The sequence below is a fragment of the Aquabacter sp. DMC10 genome, from assembly GCF_056314145.1.
Map to the genome: position 1 here is coordinate 77,343 of NZ_JBQUYX010000006.1, position 25,035 is coordinate 102,377.

At 65.8% G+C, this 25,035-nt stretch carries 21 protein-coding genes; 18 read left to right on the forward strand and 3 right to left on the reverse strand.

Features of this window, described 5'->3' with window-relative positions:
• Nucleotides 1-190 precede the first annotated feature (190 nt).
• The 5 genes from ACT54L_RS16690 (at nucleotide 191) to ACT54L_RS16710 (ending at nucleotide 6,051) form a co-directional block, all read left to right on the forward strand.
• On the forward strand, nucleotides 191-1,069 hold the full coding sequence (locus ACT54L_RS16690) for an IclR family transcriptional regulator (protein ID WP_476086768.1): 879 nt from the start codon (nucleotides 191-193) through the stop codon (nucleotides 1,067-1,069).
• Nucleotides 1,066-2,235: an acetyl-CoA acetyltransferase gene (locus ACT54L_RS16695; RefSeq protein WP_476086769.1), complete on the forward strand. Its 1,170-nt coding sequence runs from the start codon at nucleotides 1,066-1,068 to the stop codon at nucleotides 2,233-2,235. Before ACT54L_RS16690 ends, ACT54L_RS16695 begins: the two co-directional genes overlap by 4 nt.
• On the forward strand, nucleotides 2,232-3,866 hold the full coding sequence (locus tag ACT54L_RS16700; protein ID WP_476086770.1) for an acyl-CoA synthetase: 1,635 nt from the start codon (nucleotides 2,232-2,234) through the stop codon (nucleotides 3,864-3,866). The genes ACT54L_RS16695 and ACT54L_RS16700 overlap by 4 nt, the downstream gene beginning before the upstream one ends.
• Before the next feature lie 39 nt (nucleotides 3,867-3,905).
• Entirely contained in the window at nucleotides 3,906-4,667 is a 762-nt protein-coding gene (locus ACT54L_RS16705; RefSeq protein ID WP_476086771.1) for an SDR family NAD(P)-dependent oxidoreductase, read from the forward strand.
• A 112-nt stretch (nucleotides 4,668-4,779) separates the two neighbouring features.
• Nucleotides 4,780-6,051, forward strand: a complete 1,272-nt coding sequence (locus ACT54L_RS16710; RefSeq protein ID WP_476086772.1) for a serine/threonine-protein kinase — start codon at nucleotides 4,780-4,782, stop codon at nucleotides 6,049-6,051.
• Nucleotide 6,052: 1 nt separating this feature from the next.
• Here the strand turns inward: ACT54L_RS16710 and ACT54L_RS16715 are convergent, their stop codons facing one another.
• Together ACT54L_RS16715 and ACT54L_RS16720 are read right to left on the reverse strand one after the other, a co-directional pair.
• Nucleotides 6,053-6,973, reverse strand: a complete 921-nt coding sequence (locus tag ACT54L_RS16715; protein WP_476086773.1) for a protein-methionine-sulfoxide reductase heme-binding subunit MsrQ — start codon at nucleotides 6,971-6,973, stop codon at nucleotides 6,053-6,055.
• Nucleotides 6,974-7,061: 88 nt separating this feature from the next.
• A complete protein-coding gene (locus ACT54L_RS16720; protein ID WP_476086774.1) occupies nucleotides 7,062-7,856 on the reverse strand; it encodes a thymidylate synthase in 795 nt (264 codons plus the stop codon).
• Nucleotides 7,857-8,096: 240 nt separating this feature from the next.
• Here ACT54L_RS16720 and ACT54L_RS16725 point away from each other — a divergent pair, with 240 nt between their 5' ends.
• From ACT54L_RS16725 to ACT54L_RS16735, 3 genes are read left to right on the forward strand one after another with little or no spacing between them, the layout of a single operon-like run.
• A complete protein-coding gene (locus tag ACT54L_RS16725) occupies nucleotides 8,097-8,807 on the forward strand; it encodes a PP2C family protein-serine/threonine phosphatase (protein WP_476086775.1) in 711 nt (236 codons plus the stop codon).
• Nucleotides 8,804-9,271: a hypothetical protein gene (locus ACT54L_RS16730; RefSeq protein ID WP_476086776.1), complete on the forward strand. Its 468-nt coding sequence runs from the start codon at nucleotides 8,804-8,806 to the stop codon at nucleotides 9,269-9,271. Before ACT54L_RS16725 ends, ACT54L_RS16730 begins: the two co-directional genes overlap by 4 nt.
• Complete coding sequence (locus tag ACT54L_RS16735) at nucleotides 9,268-10,065, forward strand: MinD/ParA family ATP-binding protein (RefSeq protein ID WP_476086777.1); 798 nt, start codon at nucleotides 9,268-9,270, stop codon at nucleotides 10,063-10,065. The genes ACT54L_RS16730 and ACT54L_RS16735 overlap by 4 nt, the downstream gene beginning before the upstream one ends.
• A gap of 26 nt (nucleotides 10,066-10,091) precedes the next feature.
• Here ACT54L_RS16735 and tssJ read toward each other — a convergent pair whose 3' ends face one another.
• Nucleotides 10,092-10,628, reverse strand: a complete 537-nt coding sequence (gene tssJ, locus ACT54L_RS16740) for a type VI secretion system lipoprotein TssJ (RefSeq protein ID WP_476086778.1) — start codon at nucleotides 10,626-10,628, stop codon at nucleotides 10,092-10,094.
• 267 nt (nucleotides 10,629-10,895) lie between these two features.
• Between tssJ and tssH the strand changes: the two genes are divergently transcribed.
• From tssH to icmH, 10 genes are all read left to right on the forward strand, one after another.
• Entirely contained in the window at nucleotides 10,896-13,535 is a 2,640-nt protein-coding gene (gene tssH / locus ACT54L_RS16745) for a type VI secretion system ATPase TssH (protein ID WP_476086779.1), read from the forward strand.
• A 7-nt stretch (nucleotides 13,536-13,542) separates the two neighbouring features.
• On the forward strand, nucleotides 13,543-13,941 hold the full coding sequence (locus ACT54L_RS16750) for a PAAR domain-containing protein (RefSeq protein ID WP_476086780.1): 399 nt from the start codon (nucleotides 13,543-13,545) through the stop codon (nucleotides 13,939-13,941).
• A 75-nt stretch (nucleotides 13,942-14,016) separates the two neighbouring features.
• Entirely contained in the window at nucleotides 14,017-14,997 is a 981-nt protein-coding gene (locus ACT54L_RS16755; RefSeq protein WP_476086781.1) for a methyltransferase domain-containing protein, read from the forward strand.
• A gap of 171 nt (nucleotides 14,998-15,168) precedes the next feature.
• Nucleotides 15,169-17,718, forward strand: a complete 2,550-nt coding sequence (locus tag ACT54L_RS16760; protein ID WP_476086782.1) for a hypothetical protein — start codon at nucleotides 15,169-15,171, stop codon at nucleotides 17,716-17,718.
• A gap of 71 nt (nucleotides 17,719-17,789) precedes the next feature.
• Nucleotides 17,790-18,272, forward strand: a complete 483-nt coding sequence (locus ACT54L_RS16765) for an Hcp family type VI secretion system effector (RefSeq protein WP_476086783.1) — start codon at nucleotides 17,790-17,792, stop codon at nucleotides 18,270-18,272.
• Nucleotides 18,273-18,463: 191 nt separating this feature from the next.
• Nucleotides 18,464-20,398: a type VI secretion system Vgr family protein gene (locus tag ACT54L_RS16770; RefSeq protein ID WP_476086784.1), complete on the forward strand. Its 1,935-nt coding sequence runs from the start codon at nucleotides 18,464-18,466 to the stop codon at nucleotides 20,396-20,398.
• Between the two features lie 8 nt (nucleotides 20,399-20,406).
• Nucleotides 20,407-21,018, forward strand: coding sequence for a DUF6931 family protein (locus ACT54L_RS16775; RefSeq protein WP_476086785.1), 612 nt, complete (start codon nucleotides 20,407-20,409; stop codon nucleotides 21,016-21,018).
• The gene (locus ACT54L_RS16780) at nucleotides 21,015-22,061 is read left to right on the forward strand and encodes an FHA domain-containing protein (RefSeq protein WP_476086786.1); all 1,047 of its coding nucleotides are present in this window, start codon (nucleotides 21,015-21,017) and stop codon (nucleotides 22,059-22,061) included. Before ACT54L_RS16775 ends, ACT54L_RS16780 begins: the two co-directional genes overlap by 4 nt.
• The gene (tssK, locus tag ACT54L_RS16785; RefSeq protein WP_476086787.1) at nucleotides 22,058-23,392 is read left to right on the forward strand and encodes a type VI secretion system baseplate subunit TssK; all 1,335 of its coding nucleotides are present in this window, start codon (nucleotides 22,058-22,060) and stop codon (nucleotides 23,390-23,392) included. Before ACT54L_RS16780 ends, tssK begins: the two co-directional genes overlap by 4 nt.
• 88 nt (nucleotides 23,393-23,480) lie before the next feature.
• Nucleotides 23,481-25,019: a type IVB secretion system protein IcmH/DotU gene (icmH, locus tag ACT54L_RS16790; RefSeq protein ID WP_476086788.1), complete on the forward strand. Its 1,539-nt coding sequence runs from the start codon at nucleotides 23,481-23,483 to the stop codon at nucleotides 25,017-25,019.
• Nucleotides 25,020-25,035: the final 16 nt, after the last annotated feature.

Consider the following 25,035-nt stretch of genomic DNA (forward strand, 5'->3'; position numbering starts at 1 on the left):
AGTCTCAAGGTCCAGGACGGACCGGCGTTCCCATGTTTTCAGGTCCATCATGTGGACCCATTCTTCGTGACACTCATGCTGGCCCACTTGCCGGTTGAAGGCAAGGGGGCTATGGTCCTTGCAAATACTGGCCCCACAGGCTGGACACAACAATAAGTTAGGTCCATCTGATGGACCTCGGGAGAGAGCAGTGACCCGCGCGGGTGACGATCCGTCCATCGGCGGCACGCAGAGCATCGAGCGCGCCATCGCGCTCCTGCTGATGGTCGGCCGTGCGGGCACGGCCGGCGCGCGGCTGTCCGACCTGGTGCTTCAATCCGGCCTCCCCAAGCCGACGGCGCGGCGTGTTCTCTTGGCCCTCGTTCGTTCAGGTCTCCTGGACCAAGACGAGGTGTCGCGGCGTTATCATATCGGCCCCGAGGCCTTTATCCTAGGCACCCTCGCTTCCGCCCGCTTCGGCATTCACGCGCTCTCCCTGGATGGTCTCGCGCGCCTTGCCCGCGATACGGGGGACAGCGTGTTTCTTTCCGTGCCGCGCGACACGTATGCCGTCTGCCTCCATCGCGAGGAGGGGGCCTTCCCGCTGCGCACCCACGTGCTGCAGGCGGGCGACCGGCACCCGCTCGGCGTCGGGGCGGGAAGCCTCGCCCTCCTGTCCGCCCTGCCCGACGAGGAAGTGGATCGCATCATCGCCGCCAATGGCGAGGTGCTGGCGCACAATTACCCCGCCTATTCGCCCGATCGCCTGCGGCAGCTGGTGGTGGATACGCGTGCACGTGGCTACGCCTTCAATCCGGGCCTCGTCATGGCGGGATCCTGGGGCATTGGCGTGCCCGTGCTTGGCCCTGAGGGCCGCGCCGTCGGCGCACTGTCTATTGCAGCCGTGGAAAGCCGTCTGCCGGAGAGCCGCCATCCCGAGCTCGTTCCCCTGCTGAACCGCGAATCGGCGCTGCTGACGCAGGCCCTCTCCCATCCCACGACGGCGCCCCAAGGCGGTCCGTCCCGTTCCACGCCCCTCCCCCGCACCGGGCGCTTCGCGCCCCGCCCCCTTCAGAAGGTGAGACCATGACGCGCGCTGCAATCGTGGGCTATGCCCATTCCCCGTTCGGAAAGCTTGAGGATGCGGACACCGAGGCGCTGATGGCGCGCGTGTCGGTCGCCGCGCTGGAGCATGCCGGCGTCGAGCCGCAGGATGTGGACGGCATCTATGTGGGCGTCTTCAACGGCGGCTTCCAGAAGCAGGACTTCCAGGGCGCCCTGGTGGCGCTCGCCGACGAGCGCCTCGCCCATACCCCCGCGACGCGCCTGGAAAACGCCTGCGCCACCGGCTCGGCAGCCATCTTCTCGGCCCTGGATTTCGTGGAATCCGGGCGTGGCCGCATCGCACTGGTGGTGGGCGCGGAGAAGATGACCGCCAAGCCCAATGCGGAGGTGGGCGACATCCTGCTCAACGCCTCCTATCGCAAGGAAGAGGCGGACATTGAGGGTGGCTTTGCCGGCGTGTTCGGCCGCATCGCCCAGACCTATTTTCAGCGCTATGGCGACCGCTCCGAGGAACTGGCGCAGATCGCCGCCAAGAACCACCGCAACGGCGTCTCCAACCCCTTCGCCCAGATCCGCAAGGACCTCGGCTTCGACTTCTGCAATACGGTCTCGGACAAGAACCCGCTTGTGGCCGGCCCGCTGCGCCGCACCGACTGCTCGCTGGTCTCCGACGGCGCCGCCGCCCTCGTCATCGCCGATGCGGAGACGGCCGCCGACATGAAGCGCGCCATCGGCTTCCGCGCCCGCGCCCATCGCAACGACATCCTCCCCCTCTCCCGCCGCGACCCCATCGCCTTTGCCGGCGCCCGCCAGGCCTGGGCGCAGGCGCTGGAGCAGTCGGGGCTGAGCCTTGACGACCTCTCTTTGGTGGAAACCCACGACTGCTTCACCATCGCCGAGATGCTGGAATATGAGGCCATGGGCCTCGCCAAGCCCGGCGAGGGCTACAAGGTGGTGCGCGAGGGCATCACCCAGAAGGACGGCCGCCTGCCGGTGAACGTCTCCGGCGGCCTCAAGGCCAAGGGCCATCCCATCGGCGCCACCGGCGTCTCCATGCATGTGCTGAGCGCCATGCAACTCATGGGCGAGGCCGGCGACATGCAGGTGAAGGACGCCGCCATTGCCGGCGTCTTCAACATGGGCGGCGCGGCGGTGGCCAATTACGTCTCCATCCTGGAGCGCCAGAAGTGAGCGCGGCAGCCGCTCCCAAGGGCGGGCTCGTGCCCTGCACCAAGCGGGTCATGAACCTCGCCCACCTCTTGCGGCAGGCGGCGCGCCGCTTCCCGCAGGAGATCGGCTTCGTCCACGGCGCATCCGAAACCACCTGGGCACAGATGAACGCGCGGGTGGACGCCATGGCGGCGGCGCTCGTGAAGCGCGGAATCGGCAAGGGCGACCGCATCCTGGTGCAGTCGAAAAACTGCCTGGAAATGTTCGAATCCATGTTCGCCGCCTTCCGCATCGGCGCGGTGTGGGTGCCCACCAATTTCCGCCAGACCCCGGATGAGGTGGCCTACCTGGCGCAGGCGTCGGGCGCCATCGCCATGATCTGCCACGCCGACTTTCCCGAGCATGTGAAGGTGGCCCGCGCCCAGTCACCCGCCATCGGCTTCGTCATCGGCATCGGCACCGGCGCGTTCGGGGAGGATTACAACGCCCTGGTCACCGCCCACATGGGTGAAAGGGTGCCGGTCGCGGACGTGGAGCACGACGATCCCTGCTGGTTTTTCTTTACCTCCGGCACCACCGGACGTCCGAAGGCGGCTGTACTGACCCACGGCCAGATGGGCTTCGTCATCACCAACCATCTGTGCGACCTGATGCCCGGCACCACCCATGAGGATGCCTCCCTGGTGGTGGCGCCCCTCTCCCACGGGGCGGGCGTGCACCAGCTGGTCCAGGTGGCGCGGGCGGCGAAGACCATCCTCCTTCCGTCGGAGAAGTTCGACGTGGCGGAAGCCTGGCGGCTGGTGGAGCACTGGCGGGTCACCAACCTCTTCACGGTGCCCACCATCACCAAGCTCTTGGCCGAGCATCCCTCGGTGGACAGCTACGACCATTCCAGCCTGCGCTACGTCATCTATGCCGGCGCGCCCATGTACCGCGAGGACCAGAAGCGGGCGCTTGCCAAGCTCGGCAAGGTGCTCGTGCAGTATTTCGGGCTGGGCGAGGTTACCGGCAACATCACTGTCCTGCCCCCTGCCCTGCACGAGCCGGATGACGGGCCCCATGTGAAGCTCGGCACCTGCGGTTTCGAGCGCACCGGCATGATGGTGGAAATCCAGGACGACACCGGCCGCGAGGTCGCCCCCTTCGAGACCGGCGAGATATGTGTGGCGGGCCTGGCGGTGTTCGCCGGCTATTACAACAACCCGGACGCCAATGCGAAAGCGTTTCGCAATGGCTGGTTCCGCACCGGCGATCTCGGACACATGGACGAACAGGGCTTCGTCTACATCACCGGGCGCGCCTCCGACATGTACATATCGGGCGGCTCCAACGTCTATCCCCGCGAGGTGGAGGAAAAGGCGCTCCAGCATCCCGACCTGATCGAGGTGGCCATCCTGGGTGTGCCCGACCCCATGTGGGGCGAGGTGGGTGTTGCGGTGTGCGTTCCTCGGGTGGGCGCCGAGGTCAGCGAGACCGACATCATCGCGTTCCTCGACGGCAAGGTGTCCCGCTACAAGCTGCCCAAGCGCGTGTTCTTCTGGGACGCGCTGCCGAAATCCGCCTACGGCAAGATCACCAAAAAGATGGTCCGCGAGGAACTGGAAGCGCGGGGCGCATTGCCCCTGGAAGGCGCGAAGGAGCCGACGGCCTGAGGCCGTCGCCCGACCCAATCGATACAAGGGAGGAAAAGAGTGTCCAAGACTGGCAGCGTGATCGTCACGGGCGGTGCTTCGGGTATTGGCCTTGCGGTGGTGGAGGACCTTTTGAAGGAAGGCTGGCGCGTGGTGGCGGCGGATCTGGCCCCCGGCGCCATCGCCCGGGCGCGCGAGGCCTTCACCGCCTATGGCGACCAGGTGCGTTTTGAGGAGGTGGACATCTCCGAGGAGACCGCCGTGGCCGATCTCGTCGCCACCACGGACGCCACGTTCGGCCCCCTGTGGGGCGTGGTGAATTCCGCCGGCATCGCCAAGGACGTGCCGGCGCTCGAAACCTCTGTGGAGATGTTCCGCAAGATCCTGGACGTGAATCTGGTGGGCACCTTCCTGGTGGCGCGCGAGGCGGCCAAGATCATGAAGGGCCATGGCGGCGGGTCCATCGTCAACATCGCCTCGGTGTCCGGCATGCGGGGCAATATGGGCCGTGCCGCCTATGGCTCGTCCAAGGGCGGCGTTCTGACGCTCACCAAGATCCTGGCGGTGGAATTCGCCGCCTATGGAATCCGGGTCAACGGCGTTGCCCCCGGCCCCATCGAGACGCCCCTGGTGAAGGAAGTGCACACCAAGGAAGCCCGCGAGGCCTGGATGCGCACCGTACCGCTGCGCCGCTATGCCCAGCCGCGGGAAGTGTCCGGCGCCATCGCCTTCCTGCTGGACGAGACCAAATCGTCCTTCGTCACGGGCGAGACCATCTGCGTGGACGGCGGTTTCGCCTCTGGCGGCCTCCTGCCCAATTGAGCGGTCGGGGTGGACGGAACCTGCCGTCCGCCCCCTTCAATTGCGGGTCCGCCGGCTCTAAGGTGCACGCCGGTTCCCGTGGTCCGGCTCGTCGATGGCGCAGAACGCATATATGGACGCCGCCCTGTCGGCCTTTCTCGCCGGTCGGCGCACCTTTGACCAGTTGGCCCGTGAACTGGCGAGCGTGTGCCAGGCCACCGATGACCTCGATCATCTCAGCCAGCGGCTCCAGCGCTATACCGACGATCGCTATCTCCCCTTCGACATGGCCGAATCCTTGCTGCGCGAGGTGGGGCGGCTGGTGAGCGAACGCACCGGCGGGGCAGCGGCGGATGGTAAGGGCCGCAGAAGTGCGGACCAGACGGTGGACACCGCCATCATCTCGGCCCTGGTGGATCGCTTCAAGCCGCTGCGGTCCGGCCGTCGCGCCGCGCCGTCGGACAAGCCGGATGAACTGGACGCCAATCTCTCCACCTTCCGCAGCCTGCGTTTTCGCAAGGATGCCAAGGCTGCCGTGGCGGGACATCGACGCAGCCTTGCCCTGCCCACAGCGCAGGCACCGGAGGCCCTGGTCGGCCTCATGCTGCGCGATCGATTCGTGCTCGATTCGGAATTGGGGCGCGGCGGCATGGGCGTCGTGTTCCGTGCCGTGGATCGGCGGAGGCTGGAGGCGGGGGCACCGGACCCCTATGTGGCCATCAAGCTCCTGAACGAGGATTTCTCCTCCCATCCGGATGCGCTGCGCACCATGGAGGCGGAGGCCCGTCGTACCCAGCAGCTCACCCATCCCTCCATCCTGCATGTGCACGATTTTGATCGCGATGGCCGCCACGCCTTCATCGTGATGGAGCTGCTGAACGGGGCGGCCCTCGACGCCGTCATTCACGAGCAGCCGCGCTTTCCCGGCAGCCCGCTCGCCCGCGACGCCATCCTTCAGATGAGCGCCGGTGTTGCCTTCGCCCACGACCGGGGCGTCATCCATGCAGACCTCAAGCTCGCCAACCTCTTTCTGTGCAAGGACGGGCGTCTCAAGATCCTGGACTTCGGCATCTCCTCTACCGCCCAGTCCCTTGATTTCGACGCCGCCGCCCTCGGCGCCCTCACCCCGGCGTATGCCAGCCCAGAACGCCTGCGCAACGACCCGCTCACGGCGTCCGACGATGTCTATGCGCTGGGCTGCATCGTGCATCTGATGCTCACGGGCCGCCATCCCTTCGACCGCAAGTCCGGCCAGGAGGCGCAGGACCAAGGCCTCGTCCCCCCGCCCTTGCCCATGCTGGAGCGGCGGGAGGAACGGGCGGTGCGTCGCGCCTTGAATTTCCGCAGCGCCGAGCGACAGGCCAATGCCGGGATGTTCCTGGCCGAATATACCGGAGAGACCTGACCTATCCGCGCGCCGGGGAGACGCGTCCGGTGCCCTCGCTTTTTGCTGCCATCTTTCCTGCCGTCTTGCCCCCGGCCTTGTTGGGCTTGGGCGGAGCGATCCAGTGGCGCGCCTGCGCGGCGGCCGCCACCAGGAGGCCCGTTGCCGTCACCCACCAGGCCGGCGAAAGGCCGCCCGCCGGATCAAGATTGGCCGCCGCCACCAGCCAGGGATCGATGCCAGTCGCAAGGCCATACCAGGCCACTTCCACCAGCGCGGTGGTGAGCCCGGCGCCCAGTGCCAGCACAGCAAAGCCCAGCGGCCCCACCACCCGCAGGCGCCAGAAGGCCAACCGGTAGCCCAGCAGAAGCACAAGGAAGCCCGTCATCATCACTGGCTCGGTGACGTCGAGCCGGGACTGGATGAAAAAGTGGGCCATGGCCACGATGGCGAGGGGATAGACGATGGCATGGAGCGCGTTCCAGCGCTTGCCCCCCATGGCCCGGATGGCGGCATTGAAGGAGGTGGCGCCCAGCACCATGAGCATCAGCAACGCCCCGGCGCCGATGGTCAGGTAGAAGCGCAGCACGATCTCGCTCGCCACCCGGCCGAGATCCCAGCCCTGGTCGGCGGCATAAAGGACGAGGTGCAGACCCGCATAGCCCAGGGCCGCCAGCCCGAGCGGGCGCCGGGCCAGCACAAGCTTGGGCCACTGAAACAACCGCCGCGCGGGCGTGACGGCAAGGCTCAGCAACAGGAAGCGGATCGCCCACAGGCCGGTGAAGTGGATCGCCTCGGACACCGGGCGGGCTCCGAAATCCCACACCGCCACGCGCCAGCCCAGCCACGCGAGCGGCAGGAACACGCCGATGAAGGCGGCGGTCTTCTCGAAACTGAGGCGCCCGTTGCGCTCATGGAACAGGGCCGGGGGTAGGAAGGTCATTCAGGTCCATCCGCGGTGGAATATGCCCACCATACGGTGTGCCCGGCGCCGGAATTACGCCCCGCCCGCGCACGATGGCGTGAACCCGTCAGACCGCCACCGGTGCCTTGATGGCGGGATGGGGGTCGTAATTCTCGAACCGGATGTCCTCGTAGCGGAAGGCGAAGAGGTCGGTCACATCCCCGTTCAGCACCAGCTTGGGCAGGGGGCGCGGGGTGCGGGAGAGCTGAAGCTGGGCCTGTTCCACATGGTTGAGGTAAAGGTGGGCGTCGCCGAGCGTGTGGACGAAATCCCCCGGCTTCAGGCCCGTGACCTGCGCCACCATGTGGGTGAGCAAGGCATAGGAGGCGATGTTGAACGGCACGCCCAGGAAGACGTCGGCGGAGCGCTGGTAGAGCTGGCAGGACAGCCGCCCCTCCGCCACGTAGAATTGGAACAGGCAGTGGCACGGCGGCAAAGCCATGCGCGGCACGTCGGACGGATTCCAGGCGGTGACGATGAGCCGGCGGGAATCGGGATTGCGGCGGATGTCGGTAACCAACTGGGCGATCTGGTCGATCACCCCGCCTTCGGGCGTTGGCCAGGAGCGCCATTGATGGCCATAGACCGGCCCGAGCTCCCCCCGCTCGTCCGCCCATTCGTCCCAGATGGTAACGCCATTCTCCTGCAGGTAGCGCACATTGGTGTCGCCGGCCAGGAACCACAGCAATTCATGCACGATGGACTTCAGATGCAGCCGCTTGGTGGTGACCAGCGGAAAGCCCTCGGAAAGGTCGAACCGCATCTGATAGCCGAACAGGGAGCGCGTGCCGGTGCCGGTGCGGTCGCCCTTGACCACGCCCTCGTCAAGGAGGCGCTGCAGGAGGTCGAGATAGGTGCGCATGGGCAAAGATCCGGCTTGCGTTCGGCTGTGCTGGGAGCGCCAACACTAACCACCCCCGAAGCGCCGCGTCGAGGCCCACCAATCGCATGGCCGCCGTCCGTTTGTGGATCGATGGGCCTTCCCGCCGCACAGGCTGGAGCGCGATCTGTCGCGCTTCTGAATTGATGCCGACACGTTCACCACCCAGAATGGCCCTCTCCCCGCGCAGAATCGGAGCTGCGCCCAGCCGCCGGAAACCTGATGCCGGGTCTTGAGAACTTGACCGTGTCCTCCTCCAGTTGCCGGGGCGCCGCGCGCACCCGCAACCAGGATGCCTTCCTGGCTTCCCCCCGCGCGGGCGTGTTCGCGGTGGCGGACGGCATTGGCGGCTTGCCCAATGGGGACTGGGCCAGCCGGTCCATTGTGGAAGCCCTGGAGGAAGACACCACCCTGCCGAGCCTGGGCTTCGAGCAATTGGTGCGTCGGGCGGAAGCCGCGGTTTTGCGGACCAATCGCAGCCTTTATGAAACCGGCTGCCGGGCCGCCCCGCCCTTCACCATGGGGTCCACCATTGCCTTGTCCCTGGTGGGGGAAGACCGGGTCGCCTGCCTGTGGGCGGGCGATTCGCGCATCTATCTCCACCATGACGGCGCGCTTTATCTTCTGACCATGGACCATGTGGAGAAGATCCCCTTCGGCCCGGCTGGCGTCAGCCGCACCGTCCTGACGCGCGCTGTCGGCTCCGCCCCCCGTCTGAAGCTCGACCGCGTGACCGTCCCCTTCGCGGCCGGCGACACCCTGCTCCTGTGCTCGGATGGCGTTTTCAACGTGCTGTCCCCAACCTTGCTGCGCGACCTGATCGCGGGCCGGGGCGACAATCTGGCGGATCGGATCGTCAGCGAGGCGCTGGACGCGGGAACCCAGGACGACGCCACCGCCGTCACCGTCTTCGCCGACGGGGTGCCGCAATGACGCGCGCTGGCGCACAGGCCGAGGAGGCGACCCATCTGCCGACAGGGGATGATCCGCTCCAGCGCCTGGAGCGCGTGTGCCGGGAAATCGCCCAGGGCAATTACAAGCACACCGAGGATCTGTTCGCCCTCACCACGGCGGAGGATGCCTCCCCAACCATCCAGCAACTGGCGGAGGCGTTCGGCTTCATGCTGGTGCAGGTGGAGGCGCGCGAGATGCGCCTGTCCGGCCTCATCGAGGATTTGCGGACACTCCAGAAGGAGCTGGAGGCCGCCAATAGCCGTCTCACCCAGGAAAACGCCCAGCTCTCTGCCCATGTGCAGAAGCTGCGCATCGACATCGACCGCAAGCAATTCCGCAGGGAAGTTGGAGAAATCGCCGATACCGATTATTTCCGGGAATTGCAGAGCCGCGCCCGCGTGATGCGGGCCCGCCACAAAGGCGAACCGGACGCTGAGACATGACGCGCATCATCTCCACGCATTCCTATCGCGGTGGCACCGGCAAGTCGAACATCACCGCCAATCTTGCCGCCCTCCTGGCTCAGAACGGGCATCGGGTCGGCATCATCGACACCGACATCCATTCGCCCGGCATTCACGTGCTGTTCGGCATCGAGCCGCGCATGCTGGTCCACACGCTCAACGACTTCCTGTGGGGCCGCTGCGCGGTGGAGGAAGCGACCCTGGATGTGACCGCCCAGGCCATGCCCAAGGGGGCGCCGCCGGCGGGACAGGTGATCCTGGTACCCAGTTCCATGCGCACCGGAGAAATCGCCCGCATCCTGAAGGAAGGCTATCCTGTCGATCTGCTCAATGAGGGCATTCAGGGCCTGTGCGAGCGGCTCGCCCTCGACTTCCTGCTCATCGACACCCATCCCGGGGTCAATGAGGAGACGTTGCTCTCCATCGCCATTTCCGACTGTCTGCTGCTGGTGCTGCGGCCGGACCACCAGGACTACCAGGGCACGGCGGTAACGCTGGAGCTGGCGCGGCGGCTGGAAGTGCCGCAATTGCTGCTGGTGGTGAACAAGGTGCTGTCGGGGGCCGATTTCGGAGCATTGGCTGACCAGATCACGAGCGCCTTCCGCACCCCCGTCGCCACCGTACTGCCCCTGACGGAGGACTTGGTCCGCCTCGGCAGCGCCGGCGTGCTGGCGGCCCTGGAGCCACAGGCCACCTATGTGGAGGGCCTGCGCAATGTGTTGGCCTACATCGAGGCCGACAGCGAGCGTGACCTGTCCCCGCAGCCCCGCTGAAGGGGACGCGGGGAACCACCATCCGTTCAAATGGGCAGGGCGAAGGGCTTTGGCCCCACCCGCACCACTTGGGCCACCACCTGAAGGTCCACCACATTCACCTGGAGGTCGTTGACGACCCCGGGCTGCAGCGGTGCGATCGACCGCCACTGGGCCTGGTCGATGTTGCGGAAGGCCGCCATCACACCGAGAAACACCGCGTCCGGCGGCAAATTGTCCACATAGACTTCGGTGCCACCGGGGGGAATGACGAATTCCTTGCGGCTGACGAGACTTTGGCCAAGGGCCTGAGCATCCCCATTGAACAGGGTGAGGAAGTCGGCCTGCTGGAAATCCATGTCCGACCGCAGCGCATAAAGGCGCACCAGGATGGGAAGCGGCTGGCCATTGGGACCGCGGTTGGAATCCCCGTCCACCAGGATGCGCATGCCCAGGGTGGTCTGGCGCGGCGGAGGGGCAGCGCCACACCCGCTCAGCGCCGTCGCCGTGGCGATGAGAAGCGCCCGGCGCGATGGCCTCCAGGTTACCCGTTGGAAAGCCGCGATGGGGCGGCGCACGACCATGGCGAACGTGACCTCTTGGATTCGGCAGGGCGAACGGCGCCGAAATCCCGTGCCCGGTGTGAAGGCGTGACCGCGCTTAAACCACGCCATCTATGACATCGGCGCGACACACCCCGCCGCAACGGCCTAAAACCCCTTTCGCTTCAACGTTTTCCTCCCCTATCGCCGCCGACACATTGCTCTCGCGCAATGCCACTAAGGTCGGTAGCGGGGGAAGCGTTTCCGTCCCCCTCGGTGGGCACACCGCCGAACTGCGGGGGGGTAAGCATGGCGTCCGTCGATCTCAAGGCTTTGATGGCTCGGCTCGATCCGCTCGGCCGCACGGCACTGGAGGCGGCGGCAGGCTTTGCCCTCATGCGCACCCACTACAATGTGGAGCTGGAGCACTGGCTCATGAAGCTGGTGGAGGAGGAGCGTTCGGACGTGGCGCTCATGCTCTCCCGCTCCGGCATCGACATGGGCCGTCTCTCTCTCGATCTCTCCCGCGCCCTGGACCGCCTGCGCGCCGGAAATGGACGTCCCCCCGGCCTCTCCCCGGATGTGGTGGACCTTGTTAAAAATGCCTGGTTCCTGGCTTCCATCGATGCCGGGCAGACGCAGATCCGCACCGGCCATCTTCTCCTGGCCCTGCTTGGCGACGAGCGTCTGGCCCTGCGCGCCGGCGACATGGCGCCGGCCCTGCGAACGCTTTCCCCAGACACGCTCAAGCGGGACTTCTTCCCTCTCACCACCGATTCTCGCGAGACCAACACCACCCCTGCCGCGGTCATCGGCGGGGACGAATTCGGCGCAGGCCCGGGGGGCGGCGCTCAAGGCGGTGGCGACCCGCTGGCCCGGTTTACCGTCGACCTGACCGCTCAGGCGCGCGAAGGGCGCATCGACACCATTCTGGGGCGCGATGAAGAGATCCGTCAGATCGTCGACATTCTGATCCGCCGCCGGCAGAACAATCCCATCCTCACCGGCGAAGCCGGCGTCGGCAAGACCGCTGTGGTGGAAGGCTTTGCGCTGCGCATTGCCTCGGGCGACGTGCCCCCTGCCCTGCGCAATGTGACGCTGCGCACCCTCGATCTCGGCCTGCTCCAGGCGGGTGCCGGCGTGAAAGGCGAGTTCGAGGCCCGCCTGCGCTCGGTCATCGATGCGGTCAAGGCCAGCCCCAATCCCGTGATCCTGTTCATCGATGAGGCCCATACCCTGATCGGCGCCGGCGGCGCGGCAGGCCAGGGCGACGCGGCCAATCTGCTGAAGCCAGCCTTGGCGCGCGGTGAGCTGCGCACCATCGCGGCCACGACCTGGGCCGAGTACAAGAAGTATTTCGAGAAGGACGCCGCACTGGTGCGACGCTTCCAGGTGGTGAAGGTGGACGAGCCGAGCGAGCCGGTGGCGGCGGCCATGCTGCGCGGGCTCGTGCCGACCCTGGAGCGCTATCACAAGGTGCGCATTCTGGATGAGGCGGTGACCGAGGCGGTGCGGCTGTCCGCCCGCTACATTCCCGCTCGCCAGCTGCCGGACAAGGGCGTCTCCCTGCTCGACACCGCCTGCGCCCGCGTGGCGGTGAGCCAGACCACCATTCCCGCCGCCGTTGAAGACCGCGCCCGCAGGCTGGATCTCATCGGCGATGAACTGGCGCTGCTGGCGCGCGAGAGCGCCACCGGGCGCGATCATGGCGCGCGCCAGGCCGCGCTGGAAGAAGAGCGCAGCCGCGTGTCGGCGGAGCGGGACGTCCTCGCCAATCGATGGGAGGAGGAGCGCACCCTGGTGGAGCAGCTCTCCGGCCTGCGCAAGGAGATCGAGGCCGGAACGCCGGAAGACCCAGTGCCCGAGGGGCTGGCGGAAGAATTTACCACCGCAAGCGCCGCACTCGCCGCTCTTCAGGGCGAGGAGCCGCTGGTGCATCCGCTGGTGGACGGCCAGGCCATTGCCGAAGTGGTCCAGAACTGGACCGGCATTCCCGCCGGCCGCATGCGCTCCGATGAAATCCACACCGTCCTGGCGCTGCAGGAGCGCATGGAGGAGCGGATCGTTGGCCAGTCCCATGCCATCGCCGCTGTCGCCCAGGCGATCCGCACGTCACGCGCGGGCCTGACCGATCCACGCAAGCCGCTGGGCGTGTTCCTGATGGTCGGCCCCTCCGGCGTCGGCAAGACCGAAACGGCGCTGACGCTGGCCGAGCTGCTCTATGGCGGCTCCCAGAATCTCACCACCATCAACATGTCGGAGTTCAAGGAGGAACATAAGGTCAGCCTGCTCATGGGCAGCCCACCCGGCTATGTGGGCTACGGGGAAGGCGGCATCCTCACCGAGGCCGTCCGCCGCCGGCCTTATTCCGTGATTCTGCTGGACGAGATGGAAAAGGCCCATCCCGGCGTCCAGGACGTGTTCTTCCAGGTGTTCGACAAGGGCCACATGAAGGACGGCGAAGGCCGGGATGTGGACTTCAAGAACACCATCATTCTGATGACCTCCAACGCTGCGTCCGATCAGATCGCCCGTCTGTGCGCCGACCCGCTCACCATTCCCGAGCCGGCCGTGCTCGCCGAGGCGCTGCGCCCGGAATTGAGCAAGCACTACAAGGCCGCCTTCCTGGGGCGCGTCACCCTGGTGCCCTACCTGCCTCTGAGCGAAGCTGTGATCCGCAAGATCGTGGTCCTGCAGCTGGGCCGCATCGGCAAGCGTGTGAAGGACGCCTATGGGGCGGCCTTCACATTCGCGCCCGAACTGGTCCAGGCGATCGCCGAGCGATGCACGGAAAGCGCATCGGGCGCGCGCAACATCGAGAACATCCTGTCGCGCACCCTTCTGCCGGAGCTCTCCTCGGGTGTTCTGGAGCGCATGGCAAACGGAGAGGCCATCGGCACCATCCATGTGGGTCTCGGCCCGGATGGCTTCACCTACGCCATCGGTTGAAACATCCATGCCTCCCGCAGCCCGCCTCGGCGACAAGGTGCTCCAGACCGCGCCCCACTGCCATGCGCCCATACATGTGCCGTTCGTGGCGATACCGCCGCCACCTCCCGTGCCCATGCCGCATGCCGCGGTGCCCCTGGCCATCGTAAAGGGCCTTCCGACGGTGCTTATCGGCAAGATGCCTGCAGCGCGCATGACCGACACCACGGTGCCCTGCATGCTCGGCGGCTGCGTGCCGGCCGGCCCGGGGATGATCCTGAAGGGCTCCGCGACGGTGCTCATCGGCAATCTCCCCGCCGCCCGGGTTGGCGATCCCACTTTGCATGCCAGCTGTGTGGCGCCGATCCCCAGCCCAGAGGGCTCCGTGCTGCCGCCGGGATGCCCCACCGTACTCATCGGCGGCTGACCCATGCGCCTGAAGCATTTCCAAGCCTTGACGCCGATCTGCCCCGCCTGCGGGGCGCGCGGTGAGGCTCATCCATTGACGCTCATCGACCCGCGCATTGCGGATGGCGATGTGCGCACCGGGCTTTTGGCCTGCCCCGCGCCGGCCTGCGGTGCGGCCTATCCCATTCTCCAGGGCGCGCCGATCCTGGTGGCGGACGTGGCCGCATGGCTCACCGCGAACCTGCATCTGGTTCTGCAGTGCGATGTGGATCACGCCGGCGTCGCGGATCTGGTCGCCCGGGCCGTCGGCCCGGATTCATCCTACGCGGTGATCCGCCAGCAGGCGGCGAGCTATGGTTACGACCATTATGGCGACTTGGACCCCGCCTCCGCCCATGAGGACGCCCCCCCGGGCGGCGTGCGGCGTGTCGCCAGCCAGCTTATGGCGCTGCTGCCATCGCCGCGGGGGCCGGCGCTCGACATCGGCTGCGCCGCTGGCCGCACCAGCTTCGACCTCGCGGACAAGACAGGCACGCTGGTGCTCGGCATTGATCTCAACTGGCCGCTGCTGAAAATCGGTCGCGGCGTGATCGATGACGGACTGGCGCGCTATCCTCATCGGCGCAACGGCAACCGCTACGACCAGAAGGCGCTGCCTGCGGACCTGGACGGCGGCGGCCACGTCGACTTCTGGGTCGCCGACGCCTTGAACCTGCCCTTCGCGGACCGGGCTTTCGGCCTCGCCATTTCCCTCAACCTGGTGGATTGCGTCAGCTCCCCCAGCGGCGCGGTGCGCGAGGCAAGCCGGGTTCTGGCAGATGAGGGCGGGCTGATCCTCGCCACGCCCTTCGACTGGTCCCCCCACGCCACCCCGCCTGCTGCCTGGCAGGAGGACGGGGATCTGCCGGGTCTCGTCGAGTCGGCCTTCGCTCCGGCCCCCTGCCCGCTTGCGCCGGCCGGACCGCCGCTGGACCTTGCCTGGAAGGTGCGCCTGCACGAGCGGTCCCACATGCATTATCGCTGCCAGGGAATAGCTCTTACAAAAGAGCGGACCGGCAGTGAGCGCGTTATTTGAGTGTCATCCAACCAGGATACCACTCGACACGACGTATCTCATGAATTCGGCGATACGTCCGCTGAACTTCTGGCCGTCGGTTGTAAGGGCCTATTGGCACTTATCTTTCGTTTTATTTTTCGGTGCGGGCACAGTTGGCACTAACGCGCAGGCAGACGAAAGGCATCGGGGATGGCCACCGTCAAATCTTATGAGCTCGCCGCCTATTTGACGATGGTGCATGACGCCATCAGCAAGAAAGCGCGTGACATCTTCACCGAAACGGCGACCTCCAGCCCTGCTCCGCAGCTTATTTCCGGCTACACCCCCATGAAGGGGAAGGTGGACCAGGCCGAGGTCATCGCGTTGGCGGTGGTTCTGGCGGAACTGTTCACCAAGGCTGAGAACCGCACGCTGCTCACCGACGCAGACAGGTTCGTCTATGGGTCGTCGGTGAAGTCGCTTTCGGACGCCATCGACAATGTGCGCGAAGCACTTCAATCGCAGGTCGCCTATGATAACTCCCTTAAGGCAACCCTCGACTTCCTGGAAAATACAAACGCAATCAAATCCGCCACCGATTCTCTGACCACCAAGATGAAGGCCGACCTCCAGGCGCCCAATCACTGGGCGGTGGCGGTTCTGGACGTCCTGCTCGTGACGGGGTTGCAGTCGGTCCCTCTGGTCGGCAACATCCTCTCCACGGTGGTGAAGGGTGGCATTGTTTCGGCCACCACAAGCTGCCTGGGCGGAATGGCGGCGAACCAGACGCAGGCCCTGCGCAGCACCAATAACGACGTGCAATCCGCCCAGAAAGGCACGGGTGGCCTCAACCCGTTCAACGAAATGGGCGGCGGTGTCTACGGCTATTCCTTCGGCCAAAAGACGAGCGGAACGTATAAAGGCAACACTATCCAGAATGATCTGGGTGGACAAGCCGCCCAGGGTCTCGCCAACCAGGCATCGTCACAGATGCAGACCCTGATTAATGCGGGCGCTTACGACAAGGATAAGGCGAAGGACAATATTGCGAGCCAGTGGTACTCCACAGGCATAAACGCGACCTTCTTTTATACGATGGTGAAGCAGAGCAAGCAGGATAATGAAAAGACCGAACTCAAGGTCCTCGCTGATGACGCTGAGTTTCTGAGGGAATTCGCCGGCCGCGACACGAACCGCTGGCTGGCCATGAGTCAGAATCCCCAGACCGCCAACCAGCTGGTCGCCAGCTTCAGCAATCGTGGCGCCTCCAACGGCAAGGTCAAGGACGCGGCCCGTCTGGTGGGCGCCGAGTTCGAGAAAACGCTGAACCAGGACAAGAAAACCCTGGACAATTTCGCCAAGTCTGTCGCCGGCAAGCTGAAGCAGTTCCGAAAGCTGGTGGACGAGTTTTTGTCCATGAGCGTTGCCCTCGCTCTTTCGGACAGCATTGAGAAATTCAAGACGCAAGCGGCCGGCAAGGGCATCGATCCGCAGAAATTCGGAACCCTGAAGAAAAGCGCCGAAATCTCGAGTCACGACGAGAACATATGCGCCCTCCTGATCCTGTCCTATTACTTCATTAAGGACATCAAGCACAAAGTCCGCCTGATGGATGAGCTTCGCGCCTTGAATGGAAGCGAACCCTACATCAATGCCATTGAAGGTCAGATGCGCGCGGTGGTTCAGCGTCGCGAGGATTACCAGAGGACCGCCGCGCTCGCGCAGATACCGGATCGGATCAAGCAGGCGCAGGCCAACTTTGAACGGGCCCGGACGGACTTTCAGGAGATGGCCAACAAGGCGGGCGTGGAGGACACCCAGCTCGATCGAGGCCGGTTCGTGGTGAAGGCGCAGCAGGCGAATCTGGAACGCTTGCGCGAGACAATGAAGAGCCAGAACGATGCCATTCAAAGGGCAGTGTCAGATTTTCCCACCCTTCAAGGCAGCCGCCTGAAGACCTTCCAGGTCCAGAATGACCTGTCTGCCGCCGCGAATAAGCTGAAGATGGAGGGCCTTGGTTCGTCCGCGAACTTTTCATGGTCCCCGATCACCACGGCGTCCAAGAATTACGTGGATCAGTTGAAACGCGCAACGATGCAGGACATCCAGGCGATCTTCCCAAGCCCCGCCGAAAGCGGGTTCGAGGAAGCGATGAAGGCGGTACTGGCGTGCACGGTCATCATCTCCCAGGTGCACGCCCAGAGCGCGCGTGGGCAGGACATTGAAATCAGCTACGGCGCCGTCTCCGCGCTCACTGATCCCAAACTGGACTTCGTATATCTGTATACGAAAATATTCGGCATCGCGACGAACAAGGACAAGATGAACGCCCTGGTCCAGGACGTGGGCGGGGTGGCAAGTTATCGCCTTCGTTGGCCGAAAGACACCAAGATGACGGGCAGCGCCAGTATTGCCGAAACGTCCACCATGTACGCTTTCGCGGCCACTGTCGTTGCTTATGTGGATCTGGCAGAAATCGCCAGGGGCACCATCACTTGGGGCGTGTATAAGAAATTCCTGAATTTGGTCGTCAGGGAGATCAACGAGAAGGCCATCAGTCTCAAGAATGAGAATAGCGCCCTCTACAAGGAAGAGCTCAAGCGGGCGGAAAAGTCCTTCAAGGACAACAAGGACGCGCTAAGCCAGAAGCTCAAGCTCGCCAAAGAGCAAGAAAAGATCAAGGCCGAGGAACAGAAGAAAAAAGATAAAGAAAAGACAAAGGCCGCGCAGACGGCCCTGGTCGGCAAACGAAAGATCTGATCCCGCCTTCCGCAATCCCCCCATAAGCGGCGCCCCGATTGGCGGGGGCCGCCGAACCTGGAGCATGACCCATGGCCATCTACCTCAATTATGACAACGGCTATATTGCGGGCGAGGCGACCCATTCGGATCACCCGAAGTGGATTGACGTCCTGTCCTTGTCTTGGGGCGTGGGCCGCGCCATTGCCACGCCGTCGGGCTCCACCAGCAACCGTGAGTCTTCCGAGCCGTCGGTGAGCGAAGTGTCCATCGTCAAGATGTTCGATGCGGCCTCGCCGAAGCTGTTCACCGAGGCCTGCACGGGCAATTCGGGCAAGGTGGTCAAGATCGACCTGGTCAGCACCGGCAGCCCCGGCGTGACCTATGTCACCTACACGCTCACCAATGCGCTGATCTCGTCCTACTCGGTCTCCACCTCCGGCGACCGCCCGACGGAGTCCATCTCCATCTCCTTCACGAAGCTCGAGTTCAAGTTCACGCCTTATGGCGACGACAACAAGGCCGGCACCCCGGTTACCGTCTCCTACGATCTGGCCACCACCAAGTCGGCCTGATCTGCACGGGTGTCCTTTTTGACTCGCGTTTGCCCTGCCCTCGTGTGCCCCACGGCACAGCCGGGGGCGGGGCGAATGGCGTTCTCAGCGCGGAGCGCGCGCCAACCCGCGCCGGTAGGTCACTACGGCGCCATTCGTCATACGTTTGTTTCATGACCCGCCTAAATACGGCTTGAAGGTTTGCCGACGCCATGAGTTCCGAGACCCCTCCGGTCCAGACCGGACGCCTGATCACGCTGACCACCCCGCTCGGCGGCGACGTTCTTCTGGCGACAGCCATGGAGGGGCGCGAGGGCGTGTCTGAGCTGTTCCGGTTCACATTGTCCCTGGTTTCGACCAATGCCGGGATTACCGCTGCGCAATTGCTCGGCAAGCCGGTGACCGTCAGCCTGAACCTTCCGAAGGCGGCGCCCCGCCTCATCAATGGCATCGTCACCGCCTTCAGCGCCGGGGCACGCACCGTGGACGGGCTGCGCCGCTATGAGGTCGTGCTTTCACCAAAACTCTGGTTGCTCACGCGGACGGTGGATTGTCGCGTGTTCCAGCACCAGAGTGTGGTCCAGATCGCACAGACCCTGCTCGCCGACGGCGGGATTTCCGACTACCAGACCAAGGGTCTGTCCGGCAGCCATCCGGCGCGGGACTATTGCGTGCAGTATCGGGAGAGTGACTTCGATTTTCTTGCCCGCATCTGCGCAGAAGAGGGCATCTACTTCTATTTCTCGCACGCCGCAGGCAAGCACACCTTGGTCCTGTCCGACAGCGTCTCCGGCTATGGCGACGTGCTCGCCACCAAGGTGCAGCACGCGCCCCCGGAAAGCGGCCTCACCCTTGCGGTGCAGTCCTTCCAGGTCCGCTCGTCTTTCCGCTCCGGCAAAGCGACCTTGCGCGACTATAATTTCGAGCAGCCCTCCACCGACCTGACGGCCACCACCAGCACGGTGCTCGACAACGCCGCCTTCAAGAGCTGGGAAGTGTTCGATTATCCCGGCGGCTACGACCAGAAGGGCGACGGCACATCCTTGTCCCGCACCCGCATGGAAGCGATCGAGGCTGGCTATAGCGAGGCCCAGGGCCGATCCACCTTGCCCCAGTTCGCCGCCGGCATCCGCTTCACCTTGTCCGACCATGAGGTGGCCGCCGAGGAAAACAAGACCTATGTGCTGAGCGCAGTGGACCACCGAGCGGAAGACCTCAGCCACCTGGGCAATCAGGAGGCCGTCACCTCCTATTCCAACGCCTTTTCGGCGGTCCCCTCCAGCGTGGCCTTGCGTCCGCCCACCTTGCCCCCGCGTCCTCTCATTCCCGGACCCCAGACCGCGCTTGTGGTGGGCCCGTCGGGCGAAGAGATCTATTGCGATAAATACGGCCGCGTCCGGGTTCAGTTTTTCTGGGATCGCCTCGGAAAGAAGGACGACCAGAGCTCCTGCTGGGTGCGGGTCGCCCAGACGCTATCGGGCTCGGGCTTCGGCACCCATTTCATCCCACGGGTGGGCATGGAGGTGGTGGTTGTCTTTCTGGACGGCGACCCCGATCGGCCATTGATCGTTGGCTGCGTTCCCAATGGGCAGAATCTGCCACCCTACACACTGCCGGACAATAAGACCCAGAGCGGCATCAAGACTCGCTCCTCCAGCCAGGGCAGTGCCACGACCTTCAACGAGCTGCGCTTCGAGGACAAAAAGGGCGCCGAGCTGGTCTATATGCACGCCCAGAAGGACTTCACCCGGGAGGTGGAGAATGATGACGCGCTCACGGTCCGCCATGACCAGACGCTGACCATCAAGAACAATCGGACCGAGACGGTCCAGGAGGGCAATGAGAGCGTCACGGTGTCCAAGGGCAACCGGTCGGTCACCGTGTCCCAGGGCAATGACACTCTCACGCTGTCCAAGGGCAATGCCACCACCACATGCGATAGCGGGTCCATCACCTTGAAGGCGGCCCAGTCCATCACGCTGAAGGTCGGGGGCAACTCGCTGACCATCAACCAGAGCGGCATGACGCTCAAGGCCACCCAGATCACCATTTCCGCCGATGGCAAGATCCAGCTCGGTGCGCCCATGGTGAAAGTCAATGGCGACGGCACAGTCCAGGTCCAGGGCGGCCTGGTCACCTTGAACTAGGACCGGCCATGGATCTGGGCCAGCTTGCCACCCAACTTCCCAAACTGCGCTTCGCAACCGCGGAGCAGCTGGCCGCCATCCTGCCGCCCGACTCCGACGTGCAGCCCCTGTTCGTGCCGAAGCGGGCCGTCCGGGACCTCTTTGCCGTCCTCATAACGGCGGGCGAGCAGGTCACCGCCATCCGCTATCTGGCGGTGGCGCTGCCGCGCCGCGAAGCGGTCTGGTGGGCGTGCGCCGTGGCGCGGCGGTTCCCCGCGCCTGCGCCCCTGCCGGAGGACGAGGCCTGCTGGGCGGTCGCGGAAGCCTGGGTGTACGAACCTGGCGATGCCCAGCGCCGGGCGACCTATGCTCCAGCGAAAGCCCTGGATTTCTCCACCGCCGGCGCCTATGCGGCGCTCGGCGCCTACTGGTCCGGGGGCAGCCTTGCCCCGCCCGAGACCGCTCTCGTCATTCCCCCCGGCGATGCGCTCACCGGCAGCGCGGTCGGCGCCTCGGTGATCTTGAGCTGCGTCCCGGGTCCGGCGAGCGAGATCTCCCACCGGCACGAGACCGCCCTTGCCATGGGGTTCGACATTGCCAATGGCGGCAGCGGACTGATCGAGAGGGGGGCGGTGCCATGAGGCCGGTGCTCACCCTGACCGTGGTCGGACCGTCCGATCTGGCGCCCGACGACCGCACCCGGAGCCTGGAGAATGGTCGGCTGCGCATCGGGCGCGACAGCGACAATGACTGGGTCATCGAGGATCCCGCCCGCCTCATCTCCCGCCATCATTGCACGATCATGGCCACCGACGGCCTGTTCACGGTCATCGACACCTCGGTGAACGGGCTTGTCATCAATGATGCGGAACGCCCGCTGGGACGGGGCAATTCCGCCTTGCTGAGCGATGGGGATATTCTGCATCTGGCCGGCATCGAGGTGGCGGTGGCGCTGGGCGAAATCCGTGAACCGGGCCGTGATCCCCTGCGGGCCGTGCTGCCGCCCCGCAAGGGTTTTCCCGCCAGCAACAGCGGCCCCGCAGAGGGGCTGCCGCCCGGTGCAGGGCCAAGCGCTTCCCCTGGACCTTCCCCTGGACCTGCCCCTGGACCTGCCCCGGGTCCTGGACTTGGGGCAGGCCCCGTCCTGCCCATCCCCAACGCCTTTCCCTTCGCGCCGCGCGCCGCGGAGCCGCCGCCCTGGCTGCGTCAGTCTGCTCCCCCTGAACCCGCCACGCCGCGCCCGGTGGCGCAGGTGACGCCGGACGATCATGTGCCTGCGGAGCGGCAGGCCTTCGTTCAAAGCTCTGTCTCGCCCCATCTCATCCCGGACGACTGGGATGCGGACCTGCCGGCCCTGCGCGCTCCGCCTCCTTCCCTTCCGCTCCCGTCCTCGCCGTCCTCCCCCCCGGATGACGCGCGCGGGCTCACGCTTGTCCTGATCGAGGCGCTGGGTCGCATCGCCCTCGCCTCGGACGAGGAAGGGTCGGAGCTGTTCCGGGGATCGACCGAGGCCGTCCTGGCCCGGCTATCGGCCGGAGATACCGGCTGGACCGCCCTCACCCTGGACAGCCTTTCCCTGGCCATCGCGGCACGCCTCAGCCGCGCGGGCGTTCCCCCTCTGGCAAAGAGCGCCTCGCGCGCCATCGAAACCGACCGCACGGCCGAGGGAGACATCGCGCCATGAGCAACCACAGCAAGGTCGTGTGGTCCGAGGGCATGTTCCTCAAGGCCCAGCATTTCCAGCAGCAGGACCGGTTCGTGGAGCGCCTGGTGCGCCAGCGCACCGAAGCCATGTCCCCCTATGCCTGGGGCCTGCGCAGCCTCGCCCTCAACCGGGATCTGCTCGGCCTCGGCAAGCTGGCGCTGGATCGCTGCGACGGCGTCTTCGAGGATGGGACGCCGTTCTGCGTGCCCGAGGACGATCCCCACCCGGCCCCCTTGGTCCCGCCCGTCGCCCTGACCAACAGCATTGTCTATCTGTGCGTGCCCTTGGTCCTGCGGGGGGCGCCCGAAGTGGACATGGGCGCGCACATTCAATCCACCGCGCGCTTCCGGGCCGAGGACCAGGAGGTCATTGACGCCATCGCCGGTTCCCAGGCGGTGGCGCAGGTGCGGACCGCCCGGCTGCGGCTCAGCCTGATGCTTGAGCACGAGGATCGGGCTGGCTTCCAGTGCCTCGGCATCGCGCGCATCGCGGAAGTCACGGCCGATCACCGCATCATCCTTGATCCCGACTATATTCCCCCGTGCCTCAACGCCTCGGTCTCCAAGGTGCTGAGCGGCGCCCTCTCTGAAGTGACCGCCATGCTGCATCATCGCGGCCAGGCGTTGGCGCCGCGGGTGACCGGCTCCAGCTCCCATGCGGTCGCTGAGATCGCCGATTTTCTCATGCTCCAGATGATCAACCGGGCCGAGCCCGTGCTGATCCACCTTGCCAGCCTGAAGACGCTCCACCCGGAACGGCTCTTCTGCGCGTTACTTGCGCTGGCGGGCGAACTGTCCACCTTCACCGTCGTCCACAAGCGGCCCATGGACTTTCCCGCCTACCGGCACGATGACCTTGAAACCCCGTTTGCCGCGGTGCTCACCGACTTGCGCCGCTCGCTCAGCACGGTGTTGGAGCAAAGCGCCATTCAGATCCCGCTGGAGGATCGGCGCTATGGCATCCGCGTGGGCACCATTCCCGACCGCAGCCTTGTGGCCAGTGCAGTGTTCGTGCTGGTCGTGAAGGCCAGCCTTCCGGGAGAGACCATTCGCCGGTCGCTTCCCGCCCTGGTGAAGATCGGGCCGGTGGAGCAGATCCGGGAATTGGTCAATGTCCAGCTCCCGGGCATCCGCGTCCAGCCGCTGGCCGTCGCGCCGCGCCAGATCCCCTATCATGCGGGCGCGGTCTATTTTGAACTGGAGGCGGACAGCCCCCTCTGGCGGCACATGGCCACCACCGGAGGCATCGCCGTTCACCTGGCGGGCGACTTCCCCGACGCCACGCTGGAATTGTGGGCGATCCGCCGGTGAGCGCCGAGGCCTTCCTCTCCGGCAGCATCGTCATGCAGATGCAACACCTTGCCGCCAAACCTGCATCATTTGCGGGGGCTAAACGGGCATGACAACGGGCGCACAAGCCCCGGAAGGCGAGGAGACCACCATTTTCTCGCCCGCCGCCGCCGCGCGCCGGGGGCAAGGGCGGGAATCGGCGGGGTCTGAGCAGTCAGGCATTCCCCTGCCCCGCCCCACCGGCCCGGCAGGTGCCGCCCCTTCGGCAGGTCCCGGGTCTCTGCGCCAGTCGCCTCCATCCTTCGTGGCGCCCGCTGCCGTGCGGCGGACGCGCGCCGCGCCGAAGGCGACCACCCTTTCCCTCGGCCGCGAGCGCCGGCCGGAAGCCATTCAGGCGGCGGCCGACATCTATCGGGACAATCCAGGCCTCGCCCTGGCGGTTCCCATCTTCGAGATGCTGGTCCACCTGAAGGGTGAGCAATTCGTCGACGTGCGCGCCGTGCATGCGCAGATGCTGGAGGAGTTGCACGTCTTCGAGACGCGGGCGGCGGCCCAGGGCCTGTCGCACCAGCATGTCCAGCTGATCCTTTATGCCCTGGCGGCCACTGCCGACGACACCATCCTCCAGACCCCCTGGGCCAAGGACAGCGACTGGACCTCAAAGACGCTCATCTCGGCCTATTTCCAGGAAACCTGGGGCGGCGAGCGCTTTTTCTCGCTGCTCCAGCAGATGATGACGGCGCCGCACACGGCCGTGCGCGAAGTCGAGTTTTATTTCTTCTGCATCGAGTTCGGCTTCGAGGGCAAATACAGGCTGGCCTCCAACGGGCCGGGCGAGCTTTCCCGCATCCAGGACGACCTGTTCCAGTTCCTGCGTTCCGTGCGCGGCTCCATCAAGCCGGACCTCTCGCCCGCCTGGCGCGGACTGGACATGGGACGCAACAAGCCCAGGGACCTCATGGTCTATTGGCTCGGGGCACTCGGCACGATGGGCGCGCTGGCGATCCTGTTCCTGGTCATGTCCATCACCTTGAGGCGGGAAGCAGGGCTCGTCGCCCATCAAGTGGAAGGCCTGCTGGTGGACCCGCCGCCCATTCTCCGGCCCGCGGCGACAAAGCCCCAGGATCCCCCGCCCGCTCCCGCCCCGGTGGTGCCTGCGGCAACACCGGCGCCGCCAGCGCCGCCCAAGCCCGCCGCCGTGCCCACGCTGACGCCCTTCCAGATCATCTCCAACGCCCTGGCGGCGGATCAGAAGGCGGGTGTCGTGACCGTGACGGAGCGGGACGGCAAAGTGGTGATTCGCACGCGCGGCGAAGTCTTCGCGTCCGCCAGCACCACGCTGCGGGCACCCTTTCCCGACGTGCTGAAGCATGTGGCTGACGCCATTGGCCCCGTGATGCGCTCTGCGGAAATTGTCGGCTTCACCGACAACGTGCCCATCCGGTCGGTCGCCTTCCCGGACAATCTGGCTTTGTCTACGGCGCGCGCGCAGAGGGTGGCGGACGTTCTGGGGTCCGACCTGACCGTGACCCCGCGCCCGCCCATCACAGCCACGGGACGGGGGGCAGCGGACCCTGTCGCGTCCAATGACACGCCGGAAGGCCGCCAGAGCAACCGGCGGGTCGAGATCCTCGTGACACCGCACTAGGCGCCAAGGGAAAAAG